This is a genomic window from Neobacillus vireti (assembly GCF_001026695.1).
In the GTDB taxonomy this organism is placed as follows: domain Bacteria; phylum Bacillota; class Bacilli; order Bacillales; family Cytobacillaceae; genus Neobacillus; species Neobacillus vireti.
In genome coordinates this window covers 791,452-805,789 of record NZ_LDNB01000002.1, presented here as the reverse complement: position 1 = coordinate 805,789, position 14,338 = coordinate 791,452, and the positions used below count along the sequence as shown (strand labels likewise).

Below are 14,338 nucleotides of genomic sequence, written 5' to 3'. Positions count from 1 at the left end.
CAATGTCTAGTATTTTTGGAATTGTGTTAGCGCTGTTAGTAATAGGATACGGGATGTTTTTAAAAGGAGCCTCACTTTCTGCATTAATCAATCCCGCGGCCTTCCTAATTATTTTTGGAGGAACAATTTCTGCAGTCATTATCGCTTTCCCGTTTAGTGAACTCAAGAAGTTTCCTTTCGTATTAAAAATAGCCCTATTAGAACCAAAACTGCCATCAAAAATGGAACGAATTTCTGATTTAGTAACATGTGCAGAAATTGCAAAAAAAGAAGGAATTCTTGCACTTGAAGAGCTAGCCAATAGTGTAACAGATCCTTTTTTCAAAAAAGGACTTGAAATGGTGATTGACGGTCATGATATTGAGTTCATTGAAGAGGTCTTGTTAGACGAGGTAGCAGCAATTGATAAGCGACATAAAGCAGGTGCACTGCTTTTTTCACAGGCAGGAACATATGCCCCAACATTGGGTGTACTCGGGGCTGTAATTGGACTTATTGCCTCACTTGGAAATTTAAATAATGTCGATAAGTTGGGACATTCTATTTCCGCAGCATTTATCGCAACCTTACTGGGAATCTTTTCAGGTTATGTGTTATGGCACCCAATAGCCAATAAATTAAAAAGACTCTCTAAACAAGAACAAGAGTTTAAAATTCTTACTATTGAAGGATTGTTAGCAGTCTGTCAAGGTGTTTCCCCTAGTGCATTAGAAAAGAAATTAACTGTGTATACCACACCAAAGGAACAAAAAAAGTTTGAAAAGAAAATCGAGGAAAATGTTGATGAGAAAACCGCGTAAACATTTCGAAGAAGAGCAAGATGAGCATATGGATGAATCTTGGCTAATCCCTTATGCTGACATAATGACGCTGTTGTTGGCCTTATTTATTGTCTTATTTGCAGCAAGTAATATAAATGTATCTAAGTATGAAGCAATAATGAACGCACTAAAATCAGAGTTGACAGGGACCAAAATTGAGAGTAATCAAAAAGGTCTCTCACCAAAACCGGCATCAAAAAGTACAGCAGCAGTTCCTCAAAAACAGGAGCCCGTTCAAAATGCCGAACCCAAGAAAAGCAAAGAAGAGATTGAACTTGATAATTTGAAGGAAAAATTACAACAATACATTGCCGATAATGGTTTAAAAGCGGTAATTACTCTAGCAGACACCAAAAGAGGGGTTGAAGTCACTTTACAAGATGTCATTTTATTTGACTCTGGAAAAGCAGACCTTAAACCCAATTCATTTCAAACATTGGATGGTTTAGTTGGTTTAATTAATACGGTACCAAATCCAATTAGTATTGAGGGCTACACAGATAATGTACCTGTAGGAAAGTCAGGTTTTGCCTCAAATTGGGAATTATCCTCTGCCAGAGCCGTAAGTGTTCTCTACTATTTTGAATCGAAAAGTATTGCAAGCAACCGGCTCCAATTTACAGGGTACGGAGAATCACACCCACTTTACCCTAATGATACGAACGAACATCGTCAAGAAAATCGACGTGTGACAATTGTCATTCTTCGTGCTAAATAAGAAGGCTGTAGTATCTTAATTTAAAGAAATAGCAAATTTTTATTGAAGCCAAACTCCCTAGAACGTAGAGCTTGGCTTCTTTGTTTATTAGTTAAATTGTTTGACCATTTGCACCTGCTCCGTCGCTGTCGATAATCCATTTTCGATTAAGTATTTTGTAACCGGATTTGATACGGAGGCATTGACGGTCATGATATTTACCTTATTGTCTGCCTCGCCACAGATGCTCGCCATGATCGTATTGATTATTTCCTTAGTTAACTCACAAACTAGTTCAAGCTGGTAGATGACTACCTTCTCCAGCAGCCCTTCTTGATTCCAAATTCTTCTATACAAGCAATAACCAAGCGGTTCGTCCCCGCCAGCATAAAAAAGTAGCGCTTCCCCTGACCTGACACTCTGCCACTGACATTGCCATGGGACATTTTCTTTATAAAATGAAATTGTTGGCAGCTGCTCCGGCCGGATTGACTTTATTTTTATCGTCGAAACCACGACGGACTGGGATTCAATAGCTCCACTTAAAAATACGACCGAATCGATGATTTCATAGCCATATTTTTGATATAAACGAATTGCTCGTTCATTTTCCTTAATGGCTTCCAGTGTGGCCACTTCAATTCCCTCTTCGGCATACAGCTTGAGCGTCTCCTCCATTAGCTGCTTGGAGACGCCTTTCCCGCGGTAGGAGGTGGCGACGCCCGTTCCGCCATTCCAGACTGTTTTTTTCCCGTCAATGGTCCGGACGCCATTTAAGATTATCGCCACAGGTTCCTCCCCGTCAAAGGCAACCAGCGACATGTTCATCGACAGACCCTCATTGATAAAACGCTGAAAAAATGTCTCTGCGGTCATCTCAATCTGAACAAAATACCCCTCAAACCCGCGATTCCAGGCAATAATCGCATCTTCAATCTTGCATTCGGATAATTTTTTAAAAATAATAGCCATTTAGTTTCACTCCTTCGATGGTGAAATAAACAAATAACAATTTACTGGCGGATAACACGCGGTTACTGGCGCGTTACCCTCTTTTACTGGCGCCTAACCCCCATTTACTGTCGCACAACCCTCACTTACTGGCGCGAAACCTCCCCCAACTGTCGCAAATCCTCTCCCAACTGTCTCATACCCCTCGCCAACTGTCGCAAAACCACCCTCAACTGTCGCTAATCGCTCTCCAACTGTCGAATGTCCTCCATTTACTGGCGGTTTCTCATGCAGCCACTTAGCGTTCGTCCAAAGCCGTTAGTATTGGCGATAGACAACCTCCCCCTTTAAAACCACATTCCCGTGTTGGTTCATGGCTTGAACGGCAAATCGGAGCAAATTTTCTTGTTTTTCCTTTAACGTCGCTTTAAGGGTGATAACATCATTTAAAAATACCATCCCTTTAAAGCGGATCGAATAATCCTGGATGAAACCTTCTTCATAGTAGTCGGTAAAAAGCTTGGCTAAATTGCCCATCGTCCACATCCCATGGGCGATAATGCCAGGCAAGCCCGCCTTTTCTGCCTCTTCGTCAATCGTATGAATCGGATTAAAGTCCCCTGAAGCACCGGCATACTTAATTAAGTCCAGCCTTGAAACGGGCTTGAGTTGAATTACCTTTAGCGATTCGCCAACTTGTAATTCCGCAACCGTACTCATCTAGTTAACACCTTCCTTACCGCTTCCGAGATTACAATTGTCGAGCTTGAACTGAAAATCATCTTTCCTTCCAAATCCTCGCCATAGTTTTCAAGAACAAGGAAGCCCATTTTGCCAAAATTGCCTTTTTTCTCAAAATAATTCTTAACCTTGGTATAACAGAAAAGTTCTTCTCCTACCAATAATGGTCTATCGTAATGAAACGTTTGTTCACCATGAATCAAGCCTTTTATAGGCAGGTTAAATCCTTCAATCACCCCATAATCAAATATTCTTGGAAATGTCGGCGGAGCAATATTATTTTTAAATCTAGAAAGTCTGCCTGTTTCTTCATCGACATATATCGGATGAAGGTCACCGATTGCTTCGGCAAATTTCTTTACTGCACCTCTTTCGACTGCATTTTTTACTTTGGACGAGAGCTTGCCAATCTGGTCTTTAAACAAGTCACTTCACCTCACGAGAAAATTTATATTTTGGACCTCTAAATTAGCCGTACCTACCGATTGGTATGTTAGTTTAATTTTATTTGGAAACTTCAGATAAAACAAATTTTAATTCAACTATTTTGCCATTCCTGACTAATTTCCGGCTTAATACAAATAATAAAGGCGATATTCCTAAGAGGATATCATCGTTTCTAAATCCTTTGATGAGGTGATTTGATGAGCTACAAAGATCATTTAGATCCACACTCAGAGCTTTTTCATTCCACTTGGACAAGACCTAAACATGCCAAGTCGCAAATGAACGGGCAAACAATGAGGACGCCAACCAATATTATCCTAAGAAGCAATGCCAAAGCACATCGCTGGTAATAGGTTTGGCAAGAAACGAAAAGTGGCAGCCCTAGTTTAATCTGCCATGATCAGATAAGGTCTTTTCTCGATAATAGTCCCTGAGAAAAGACCTTTCTGTTTTTTATCTCGCCCAAACTTTATATTGATATTATATGGACGAAACGATAACATAATGAAATAAAAAAAGAACAGGAGTAAAGAAATTATGTTTGAAGACTTCACAATTAGAGATGCCATTCTTAGTGATCTGCCAGCAATTATCGATATATATAATTCAACCATACCAAGCCGCATGGTTACCGCCGACCTGGAACCAGTTTCTGTTGAATCGCGTGTGCAATGGCTTAACGACCATTCCCCAGATTTCCGTCCACTATGGGTTGTTGAATGCCAAGGGGATATTTGTGCGTGGGTCAGCTTTCAATCATTCTACGGCCGCCCCGCTTACAACGGTACTGCAGAAATCAGCATCTATATTCATCCCCAGTTCCGGGGCAGAAAGCTTGGAAAGTTCTTAATTCAAAAAGCTCTCGATGCCTGTCCTAAGCTCGAAATCAAAACCTTGCTTGGGTTTATTTTTGCCCATAATGAACCCAGCATTAAACTTTTCTCGAACTTTGGCTTTGAAACCTGGGCACATCTTCCTAATGTAGCGGAACTAGAGGGCGTGGAGCGAGATTTACTGATCCTTGGGAAAAGAATTTCTAAATAATAAACTTTTCCGATCAAAACACGATTCATTTTTTTCCATCTTTGCATTATTCCAATATCCATGATTATTTAGTACTATATAGTGTATAATCATAGTTTTTCTATCATTCTGGGAAACAGCATTCTTGGAGGAATTGGAGATTTTCATGCATAAAAAGAAGCTAGTCATCATTTACTTTATTTCTAGTTTTATTTGGATATATGGTTCCAACTATATTTTACAACAATATGTACATTCCTCCTTCATTGAACTTGTCGAAAGAGGTAAAGAAATCCTATATATCCTTGTAACAGGCGGGTTTATTTACTTTTTCATCAATAAGAAAGAAGAATTACATGAATCGAAGGAAGATCAAAAGCGACTATCCACTTTAATCAATTCGATGGTCGATTTCGTTAATTTTAAAGATGGTGAAGGCAGATGGATTGAGGCAAATGATTTTGGTTTGCACTTATTTCAATTGGAAAATGTCGATTATCGCGGAAAAAAGGACTCGGAGCTAGCCGAATATACCGACTTTTATGCCGATGCCCTTCGATACTGCGAAATATCTGACGAGGAAACATGGGAAAATCGAGAAATTACCCGGATTGAAGAAGTTCTTCCCGTTCCCGATGGGACATCGAAAACATTTGACACCATCAAGGTTCCCCTGTTTAACCATGACGGCAGCAGAGAGGGTTTAGTGATTATTGGCCGTGACATTACCGAAAAGAAAAAGATGGCAAAACAATTAACCGAAAGCCAGCAGCAATATAAATCATTATTTGAATACAGTCCCGATATCGTTTATATGATGGATTTGGATGGGGTTATTACTAACTTGAACCCGCAATTTGAGGGGATTACTGGTTACAAGCGGGAAGACATAATAGGCAGCAATATAAATACCTTTTTACCGAAAAGATATAAAAGGTACATGAAGAATTTTTTCTCCTCAGTAGTTGAAGAAATTAAACCGCTTATGTTTGAAATTAAGTTACCAAACGCTTCTGGTGAAACGATTACTTTACAATGCACATCGGTTCCGATGGTTATTAATGGCGTTACCACTGGAATCATCGGGTACGGAAGAGATTTGACTAAATTGCGGAAAACAGAGGAGCGGCTTAGAAGAACGGAAAAGCTGTCCGTTGTCGGGGAGTTATCTGCAAGTGTCGCCCATGAAATCCGCAATCCACTTACTTCACTTAAGGGGTTCGTCCAACTTCTGCAAACGGAAGATAAAAAGCATCAATTCTATTATCAAATCATGTTGGATGAATTAAATCGAATCAATCATATTGTCGGCGAGCTTTTGCTGCTGGCAAAACCACAGGTTCTTAAATTCACGAATGCAGATATTCAAAAGCTGCTGATGGACGTGGTCTCGTTATTAAGCACCGAGGCAAGTTTATATAATGTGCAAATTGAGACTATTTTTCCTAGAGAAAACATAATGATTGAATGCGAGCCAAATCAGCTGAAACAATTGTTTATTAATATTATCAAGAATTCGATTGAAGCTACAATAAATGGCGGCACCGTTTCAATAGGGTTAGAAAAGGTTGTTGGCGATAAGGTTGTAATTACCGTAAAGGACAATGGCTGCGGTATTACTAAGGAGCGGTTACAAAAAATTGGCGAGCCGTTCTATTCTTCAAAAGAAAAAGGGACGGGCTTAGGGTTAACGGTCAGCTTCAAAATTGTTCAAACACACAAAGGGACGATTCATTTTGAAAGTGAAAAAAATCAAGGAACCTCTGTTGAAGTGATTCTGCCGATTTGTCAAAATCACAAAAATAACGCTAATTAGTAGAAAAACTGCCTTGTGCTGAATGTGCACTGGCAGTTTTTTAAGTTCCTCTTGCTAATCTTTTCTTTTTCCGATTTCGAAAGAATGCGATAACGAGTAATATAAATGGGATGATAATTTGAAATGGCCAATGCAAATAAATCGGGACTACATGGAGCCCTTCCTTGACATGTTCCGCATAGGTGGTTGCGATTGTCATCGATGCAAATAAAATAACGAACCCGATCGGAAAACTAAGGTTGTACTGGTTTTTAAATTTGAATATATCGGCAGTACCTGCCACTGCTGCATAAAAATATAATGAGATTTTAAAAAAACCGCCGACAACTAAATACAGCATAAATAGCACATCAAGACGTTCGATGAAATTGGCCAATTGAATTTTTCCAATCGTTGTCAATAAGGGGAAATTCGAGCGTGTAAACAGCTCTGGTCCTAAAGATGCAACATTGATTACTACCGTAATCGCAATATTTACGCCTGCCAAAATCATTCCCCCGAAACAAACGATTTTTACCTTTTTCGCATCATTTAAAAACGGGAGCAGCATCGTAAAGACAACCATTTCTCCAAAAGGGAAAGTCAGGGTTTCACCAAGAAACGTCTTTATCACAGGCTTCCAGCCATTTTCTAAGATTGGAAGGAGGTATTCGAGATGGATTAACCCGGAAACTGTTACAAGCAGTATACCGCCAATTGCCATTAAGTAAATAATAGCAAAGAAAAGTTCGCCGACTCTTGCAATCACCTCTATCCCCTTATGAATGGCATAAATAATCGTAATGATCATCAAGGAATTAATCACGATTAGTGGAGTACTTGTGTAGATGGTTGTTGCTAATAGCTCGCCAAAATCTCGTAAAATTCTTGCGGCGCAATAAATGAAATAGACAATATATAAAAAACCTAGAAATCGTCCAATCCATTTTCCCGTTATTAGTTGAAGATAACTTGTTAGCGGCACGTCCTGATAGTAGGAAAAAAGAAAGTAGTAAACAAGAAAAAGCAATAAACCTCCTGCCAGTCCTAACAAAATGGCGATCCAAGCATCTTGCTTCGCATCGGTGCCGAGACCAACCAGAATGGCACTGCCCATTTCAAACAAGACAATCAGGATAAACATTTGCGATGCTTTAATTTTTGCCTTTTCCATTGCTAAATCCCCTCGCTAAGGGTTTATTGTTTGAGGTCTTTCCAATATGGATTTGTTCGAATCCCTTCTCTTCTTGTATAGGAATCTACCTTTACATTCACTTCAAGCTCGGCGAAGTGCTCATCCCAATTTGATTTTATTTTCTTCCAAAGCTTCGGATCTTTTCTGTGAACCCTTTCCCCGAAGCCAAATATATCGCTTTTCATTTTCTGTGCCTCTTTTACAGTGGTTAAAATTTGTTTCTTTATTTCTTCTTCAACAAGTTTATCAATTTTCTCGATCTCTTTTGGGTTTGTTAAGTCGACATCGGTATTTGCTTCGCTAATCCAGCCCTCATCTTCAATTGCAATCTGAATGACAGGTTTCCCCTTTTTAACCTTTGCCGAAACCATTGTTTTCGTTCGGATGGTCACCATACTTATTGCTTTCTTTTTTCCATTCCAATTTATATTCACATCTGTGCTTTTTACCTTATTTAAAATCCAAACCACCCCACGGGCCTTTTCGTGTTCAATCCAGCCAATTAATTTTCCCTTCTTAAAGACTGCTAAACCATCAGCGGCAAGAATCGCTTTTGTCTTTGTATTTTGCAGGTCTTCCGCTTTCCCGGCCATTTCGATGTCTCCAGTCACTCGAAAGCCATTGACTACTGGTTCAATCCCATCACTGACGAGCCCTGCTAGGAAATCATCGATATTGATTTGCATATTCTCACCCAACATCGCTTCTGTCGCTTTAATCTCTTTCGTAATCTTATTGACTGGCAGTTTATCGAGATTAGCAAGCGAAGAAACCAATACTTCTGCAGGAGTCCCTCTCATAATGACCATTTGCGTTGTTGTTCTAAATTCCGGGTCGCGGTCGAGCGCATCCATGATATTAAGAATTCCATTTTTCGCAATTTCTTCACTGAAGACGATTAAATTGGTGTGCGCATAATATAACCGTCGTGAAACTTTTTTGGTCACACTTCTTGCTGCTGCGGTTAACGTGTCCCCTGAACTTGAATAAATCGCTATCGGCAGGCCCTGACCTCCTCCTCCTTGCATTAAGGAGACATTACCAGGGATAACGATTTGAAAGGAAACATTAAATTTTTTGTCTTTGCCCTTGTCAACCCCTATCGCCATGACAAACGCAAGGTCTGTCAATTCCTTTTGATTCCAACAAGCGCTAAGAACTGGTAAACACATAACGGCAATCCAAGCTGTCACAACAAACCTTTTCATTATGATTCACCTTTTGGACCTTGATCATCTGGCTTTGTTTTCGGACCGGGTTTTTGATTTTCTCCTGTTCTAACCATATTCCCCTTACTAATAAACTTGGGCCTATTTTTCATTGCCCAAACGGGAAAACGGACAAAGACATCCTGTTGATTTCGAAGATTAAATGGTGCAATTGGCATCATGTACGGAATTCCAAATGAACGTAATGAACATAAATGAATCGACAAAAACATTAGCCCCAACATCACACCATAAAAACCTAACACAGTCGCCAATCCCATCATGAAAAAGCGAATCAACCGTGCCGCAATCGCCATTGCAAAACTCGGTGTTGAAAAATTGGCAATCGCCGTAATTGAAACCACGATGACCATGACGGGAGAAACAATACCTGCTTGAACGGCAGCTTGTCCGATAACCAAGGCACCGACAATGGATACAGCCTGCCCGACCGCCCGTGGGAGCCTTAACCCTGCCTCCCTTAATATTTCAAAGGTGACCTCCATAATTAACGCCTCTACAAAGGCGGGAAAAGGGACATTTTCACGCTGAGCTGCAATCGCAATCGCCATCGTGGTTGGAATCATCTCTTGATGAAAGGTTGTCCCTGCAATATAGATAGCGGGTCCAATTATGGCAATATAGAAGGACAATATTCGTAAAATACGAATTCCTGTGGAAATATCAAAGCGGGAATAATAGTCATCCGGCGCCTGGAAAAATTGAATAAAGACAGCAGGGGCCGTGATAACAAACGGGGTTCCATCCACAATGATGGCAACCCTGCCTTCAAGGATATGTGATGTCACTACGTCCGGTCTTTCTGAATGATACGTGGTCGGAAAGGTTGTCCAGGCTTGGTCCTCAATCAATTGTTCAATATGCCCCGACGACTGGATTGCGTCCATATTGATCCGCTTCAACCTTTCCTTTACCTCCTTAACTATTTTTTCATTGGCAACTCCTTTTAAATACATAATGGCGATATCCGTTTGCGACACCATCCCAATTTTCATTGATTCCAACCATAAATTCGGACTTTTAATCCGTCTTCGGATTTGGGCTGTACTCACCCGGAGTGTTTCGGTAAACGCATCCTTCGGCCCACGAATCGATAATTGCGTTGAGGGCTCGGTAATGGCGCGCATTTCCCAACCCTTCGTTTCTACATTAATGGCTTTATTGTAGCCATCTAAAAAGAATATGGTATTTCCTGAGAGAATCGAATCAAATACCTGATTCCATTCAGTAGCAATCTGTAAACTGCCCAGGCCTACTGCTTTATCAGCCATTACCTGAAAAGGTTCTTGCCGGCTATCGAATTCCTCATCCGACAACGATTCTATAAAAAAGTCGCAAATCAGTTTCTCATCTGCTAAGCCATCAATATAGACAACGGTTCCCTTGTGCTGGCAAATCGTAAATTCACGGAACACTAAATCCGTACTGTTTCCTAATTCACCCTTTATTCGTGAAACATTGTCTAGATAACTCCTGAGAATAACTTGCTCTTCCGGTTTTTGAGGATCTTGCTGCTGTCTATAATTATCGTTCTGCCGTTTTTTTTGTTTATTTTTCAACATTTTAGACAAAATCGACACAATTTTTGCCTCACTTTAGCTATACCAAAATTATTGTTCAATATTGGATAGATTACCCAAAGGATTTCCAATTATCCCTGCATATTAATTTGCTAGGAACAAAACAATAAAAATATTACATTTTGAAGGTGACGCGGTTGAAACTTTTTATCGTAACTATTTCTTTAGCTCTTGCTTTGTTGTGCTTAATTATCGGCTTAGACATTTTAATGGGAATTCCAAAAAGAGGAATAATTTGGAAGGCTATCACTCCGTTTAGAGTGATGGAACCAGCGGAATATATCATTGTCACGCTGTTTTTTTTGTTTTTTTTTATCAAAGCAATCATGTCCTTCTTAAAAAAACGGAAGAGCAGTTCAACGCCAAATTAATAGTAAAGAAAGCCCGCTTTACAGCGGGCTTTCTTTCTGATTTGTTTCATGAATTTCTGCTACTGTTTTCCTTTTAAAAAGAGCTAGCAGCCACTTGATTCTATTCTTTCGTTTCATTTTCCTTTCCAGATTCGGTCCGTACACATATCGATTCCAACTAAAATAGATTAATTCCTCGATGATAAGCAGTAATCCAAAAAATAGTCCACAAATAGTTATCCAAAAAGACATATTAAGGACCCCTTTTCAAATAGATGATTCATCATATTCGAGATTCAACTAAAGAAGTACCAACTATGTTGCACTTACCATTCTTTTACAATTACTTCCTCGCTCTTATTTTATCAGAAAAGTTGCTAAATAGTAGACATTTTGCCTGTACATGTAGTACTTTTATTTTGAATTACGAAATTTTTCAAGGGGGAATAATCATGGAATATCGCCGCTTAGGAAAAACAGGGTTAAAGGTAAGTGAAATTAGTTTGGGCAGCTGGCTTACATATGGTGGTTATGTCGAAGAACAAAATGCAGCCGCATCGATTGACAAAGCGTACGACTTAGGGATTAATTTTTTTGATACAGCCAATGTTTACATGCGCGGTGAAGCCGAGATTGTCGTCGGGAAGGCTCTTAAGAAATATGCACGTGATTCGTTTGTACTAGCCACGAAGGTATTTTGGCCAATGGGCGATGGACCAAACGACAGAGGTTTATCGCGCAAACATGTCATCGAGCAATGCCATGCAAGCTTAAAACGTCTGAACACGGACTATGTTGACATTTATTATTGCCATCGATTTGACGCTGAAACACCGCTCGACGAGACATTGCGCGCAATTGATGACCTTGTTCGCCAAGGAAAAATTCTATATGTGGGTGTGAGTGAGTGGACGGCCGAACAAATTTCCGAAGCGGTTCATCTCGCTGATAAGAAGCTTCTCGACCGGATTGTCGTCAATCAGCCGCAATACAGCATGCTGCAGCGCTATATTGAAAAAGAAGTCCTTCCAGTTTCCGAAAAGCATGGAATCGGGCAAGTCGTTTGGTCGCCGCTTGCACAAGGTGTCTTAACGGGAAAATATAAAAAGGGTGAAAAAGCCCCAGCGGGTTCTCGTGGTGCACAGGAAAAATACAGCAGCCTATCTGGATTTTTATCCGACGAAAATCTCGATAAAGTAGAGCTTTTAAAAGGAGTGGCCCAAGAAAATGATCTTTCGCTTGCCAACCTTGCCCTCGCATGGATTTTAAGACAAAGTAATGTCGCAAGTGCTTTGGTGGGTGCGAGCCGCCCAGAGCAAGTCGAAGAAAACGTGAAAGCTTCCGGTGTGAAACTAAGCGCGGAAACCCTTGCAACAATCGAGGATATTTTAAGATAACATAGTAATGCCTCTGGATTTTATATCCAGAGGAATTTTTCCTTTTTTTGAAGGCCATTTCTAAAAGATTGTTGTTTTTTTGAATTCGCCCATTGAATGGCTAAATTCGCCCATTGAACCTGCAAATTCGGCCATTAAACAGCAAAATTCGCCCATTGAACCTGCAAATTCGCCCATAGACCACTATACCCGCTCATAACATGTAAATTCCCACTAAAAATGATACATTCCTCAGTTAAACTACCTCGTCGGCTTTTGTAACTCTGAATTTATTACCGGCAGTGAAGAAAATAATACTTCCGAGCGTTACGAGTGCGATTACCCAAAACATGATTTGTCCTTGGAAATGGCTAAGCAGATACCCGCCGAAGACAGGGCCGATAAAGTTCCCAATCTTCCGAAATTGGGCTGCTCCGAAATAAGTGCCGCGCAAATGTTCCGGGGCAAGCTGATCAATCATCATGCTGTTGGAAGGAAAGATCAATATTTCTCCCAAGGTTAATAAGACGATGGCAATTATAGCGGTCGCCCAGCCGCTGACAAAACTAAAGCAAACCAATCCGGCTGCCATAAAAACAGCACCAACAACCATGACTTGCATCAACCTAAATTTTTCAGCTAGATGGCTAATCGGCATCTGCAGAACTACAACCATTACCGCATTAATCGTAATCAGTATCGAAAAAATTAATATGCCATTTTCAACGGTTCCTTCTAATATTTGCGGCAAGTTGGAATCAATTTGAACATAGCCCATGTTGACCAAAATGATGCCGATGATTAAATATCGTAACGCCTTATCTGTCTTTATAATCCGAAAAGCAGCACCAAAGGATACAACCTTCTTGCTATTTCCTTCTTGCGATAGCGGCACGACAAGCCGTTGTAAAAAGTAAACCAAAACAAGGGCGTAAAGCAAATAGATTGTCCCCGTTATCGCAAAGGACAGCTTTGCTGAGGTGTTAGCTAAATAAGCACCGATAAGCGGACCAACGGATGCACCGATATTCATCGCGGTATATCGTAACGAATACACCTTCATTCGCTTCGTCTTTTCAGTTAAATCAGCCATCAACGCTTGTGCTGTCGGTTCAAAGAAGGAGTTACTAAGCCCGTTTAAGGCATTTAACAAGATAAACCAGCCTTGTCCTGTTGCCACTGTGAACCCATAGTAAACAAATGCTACCATAAACAACGAGACGAGCATGATTGGTTTACGGCCAAACCTGTCAGATAAGTGGCCGCCAATGAATCCCCCCACCGTCCCCATTAACGGACTCATCCCGACAGTTATACCAATAATGATTGGTGACAGGTCCATATGTCTTGATAAATAGATTGATAGAAACGGCAGCGTCATAAACGCGGAGCCCCTGGATAACACCGTGCCAATTAACAAAACCCAGACAATCGGATGGAACTGTCCAACATAGTTTTTAACTTTCATCATATGTATTTGCCTCTCACTTCTTTTTAGATACCTATCAAGTAAACCAATTTGCGCGAAAGTTGTAAAGAATTTTATTACTCTAATTAATCCGCAAGCGCACTGTCCAGCTTGGATTTCCTTGAAGACTTGACTCACTTTTTTCGATTGAAAGAAGAAGGATTTTTGTTTTGGCTATTTTCTGAGGGGTTTTGGCTATTTTTTTACCTGTTTTGGCTATTTTCTGAAGGGTTTTGGCTATTTTTCCACCCGTTTTGGCTACTTTTCGCCCCCTTTTGGCTAATTAGACATTTTATGTAAAAAAGTCAACTCCCGAGGGAGCTGACTTATATAGATTAATTTGGATCTTTGTATTTTAACGCCCGCTCACTGTCACCATAACCTTTTGTGGTGGGGTCCTGAACGAGCCCCAGCATAGATAGCAAAACAAATATGGCATTCGCCAATGTAATGATATAACTCTGAATCGCATCTGTTAATTGAAAATCGGTTATGCCTAATGAATGTAACCCCGCCAATACTAATTGTGCGACAATCATCAACTGTGAAATAAATGCAATCACCCAGTTTCGGTTTCTAAACCTGACTTTCCAGTTAATCATCATCCCATCCCCTTTCCAATATGTTAATTATTCTTTCTATTAACATATGCTTGTACTAAGAAA

The 14,338-nt window shown here is 40.2% G+C and carries 15 protein-coding genes; 6 read left to right on the top strand and 9 right to left on the bottom strand.

Going from position 1 to position 14,338, the window contains the following annotated elements; all coding sequences use genetic code 11:
• Window positions 1-2 precede the first annotated feature (2 nt).
• Window positions 3-800 (top strand): flagellar motor stator protein MotA, encoded by a 798-nt coding sequence (gene motA, locus AA980_RS04235; RefSeq protein ID WP_024029405.1) that lies wholly within the window; start codon window positions 3-5, stop codon window positions 798-800.
• Window positions 784-1,539 (top strand): flagellar motor protein MotB, encoded by a 756-nt coding sequence (locus tag AA980_RS04230; RefSeq protein WP_024029406.1) that lies wholly within the window; start codon window positions 784-786, stop codon window positions 1,537-1,539. Before motA ends, AA980_RS04230 begins: the two co-directional genes overlap by 17 nt.
• An 87-nt stretch (window positions 1,540-1,626) precedes the next feature.
• Here the strand turns inward: AA980_RS04230 and AA980_RS04225 are convergent, their stop codons facing one another.
• The 3 genes from AA980_RS04225 to AA980_RS04215 all read right to left on the bottom strand — a co-directional run bounded on the left by AA980_RS04225 (window position 1,627) and on the right by AA980_RS04215 (window position 3,635).
• Window positions 1,627-2,490, bottom strand: a complete 864-nt coding sequence (locus AA980_RS04225) for a GNAT family N-acetyltransferase (protein ID WP_024029407.1) — start codon at window positions 2,488-2,490, stop codon at window positions 1,627-1,629.
• A gap of 297 nt (window positions 2,491-2,787) precedes the next feature.
• Window positions 2,788-3,189, bottom strand: a complete 402-nt coding sequence (locus tag AA980_RS04220; RefSeq protein WP_024029408.1) for a MaoC/PaaZ C-terminal domain-containing protein — start codon at window positions 3,187-3,189, stop codon at window positions 2,788-2,790.
• The gene (locus tag AA980_RS04215; RefSeq protein ID WP_024029409.1) at window positions 3,186-3,635 is read right to left on the bottom strand and encodes a MaoC family dehydratase N-terminal domain-containing protein; all 450 of its coding nucleotides are present in this window, start codon (window positions 3,633-3,635) and stop codon (window positions 3,186-3,188) included. The genes AA980_RS04220 and AA980_RS04215 overlap by 4 nt, the downstream gene beginning before the upstream one ends.
• Window positions 3,636-3,854: 219 nt before the next feature.
• Between AA980_RS04215 and AA980_RS26090 the strand changes: the two genes are divergently transcribed.
• From AA980_RS26090 to AA980_RS04205, 3 genes are all read left to right on the top strand, one after another.
• Window positions 3,855-4,007 (top strand): YpzG family protein, encoded by a 153-nt coding sequence (locus AA980_RS26090; RefSeq protein WP_082195604.1) that lies wholly within the window; start codon window positions 3,855-3,857, stop codon window positions 4,005-4,007.
• 187 nt (window positions 4,008-4,194) lie between these two features.
• Entirely contained in the window at window positions 4,195-4,701 is a 507-nt protein-coding gene (locus AA980_RS04210; RefSeq protein WP_024029410.1) for a GNAT family N-acetyltransferase, read from the top strand.
• A 145-nt stretch (window positions 4,702-4,846) separates the two neighbouring features.
• Window positions 4,847-6,496, top strand: coding sequence for a PAS domain-containing sensor histidine kinase (locus AA980_RS04205; protein ID WP_024029411.1), 1,650 nt, complete (start codon window positions 4,847-4,849; stop codon window positions 6,494-6,496).
• A gap of 40 nt (window positions 6,497-6,536) precedes the next feature.
• On the opposite strand, the gene AA980_RS04200 is transcribed toward AA980_RS04205, so the two are convergent.
• From AA980_RS04200 to AA980_RS04180, 4 genes are all read right to left on the bottom strand, one after another.
• Window positions 6,537-7,649: a GerAB/ArcD/ProY family transporter gene (locus AA980_RS04200; protein ID WP_024029412.1), complete on the bottom strand. Its 1,113-nt coding sequence runs from the start codon at window positions 7,647-7,649 to the stop codon at window positions 6,537-6,539.
• Between the two features lie 23 nt (window positions 7,650-7,672).
• On the bottom strand, window positions 7,673-8,878 hold the full coding sequence (locus AA980_RS04195) for a Ger(x)C family spore germination protein (RefSeq protein ID WP_024029413.1): 1,206 nt from the start codon (window positions 8,876-8,878) through the stop codon (window positions 7,673-7,675).
• Window positions 8,878-10,461: a spore germination protein gene (locus AA980_RS04190; RefSeq protein ID WP_034724438.1), complete on the bottom strand. Its 1,584-nt coding sequence runs from the start codon at window positions 10,459-10,461 to the stop codon at window positions 8,878-8,880. The genes AA980_RS04195 and AA980_RS04190 overlap by 1 nt, the downstream gene beginning before the upstream one ends.
• A gap of 407 nt (window positions 10,462-10,868) precedes the next feature.
• Window positions 10,869-11,081 carry a hypothetical protein gene (locus AA980_RS04180; RefSeq protein ID WP_024029416.1) on the bottom strand — a complete coding sequence of 71 codons (213 nt, stop codon included), beginning with the start codon at window positions 11,079-11,081 and terminating at the stop codon, window positions 10,869-10,871.
• Window positions 11,082-11,281: 200 nt separating this feature from the next.
• Between AA980_RS04180 and AA980_RS04175 the strand changes: the two genes are divergently transcribed.
• Window positions 11,282-12,226 carry an aldo/keto reductase family protein gene (locus AA980_RS04175; protein ID WP_024029417.1) on the top strand — a complete coding sequence of 315 codons (945 nt, stop codon included), beginning with the start codon at window positions 11,282-11,284 and terminating at the stop codon, window positions 12,224-12,226.
• Between the two features lie 235 nt (window positions 12,227-12,461).
• Here the strand turns inward: AA980_RS04175 and AA980_RS04170 are convergent, their stop codons facing one another.
• Both AA980_RS04170 and AA980_RS04165 read right to left on the bottom strand, forming a co-directional pair.
• Entirely contained in the window at window positions 12,462-13,676 is a 1,215-nt protein-coding gene (locus AA980_RS04170) for an MDR family MFS transporter (RefSeq protein ID WP_024029418.1), read from the bottom strand.
• Between the two features lie 332 nt (window positions 13,677-14,008).
• Complete coding sequence (locus AA980_RS04165) at window positions 14,009-14,278, bottom strand: phage holin (RefSeq protein WP_034724430.1); 270 nt, start codon at window positions 14,276-14,278, stop codon at window positions 14,009-14,011.
• Between the last annotated feature and the right edge of the window lie 60 nt (window positions 14,279-14,338).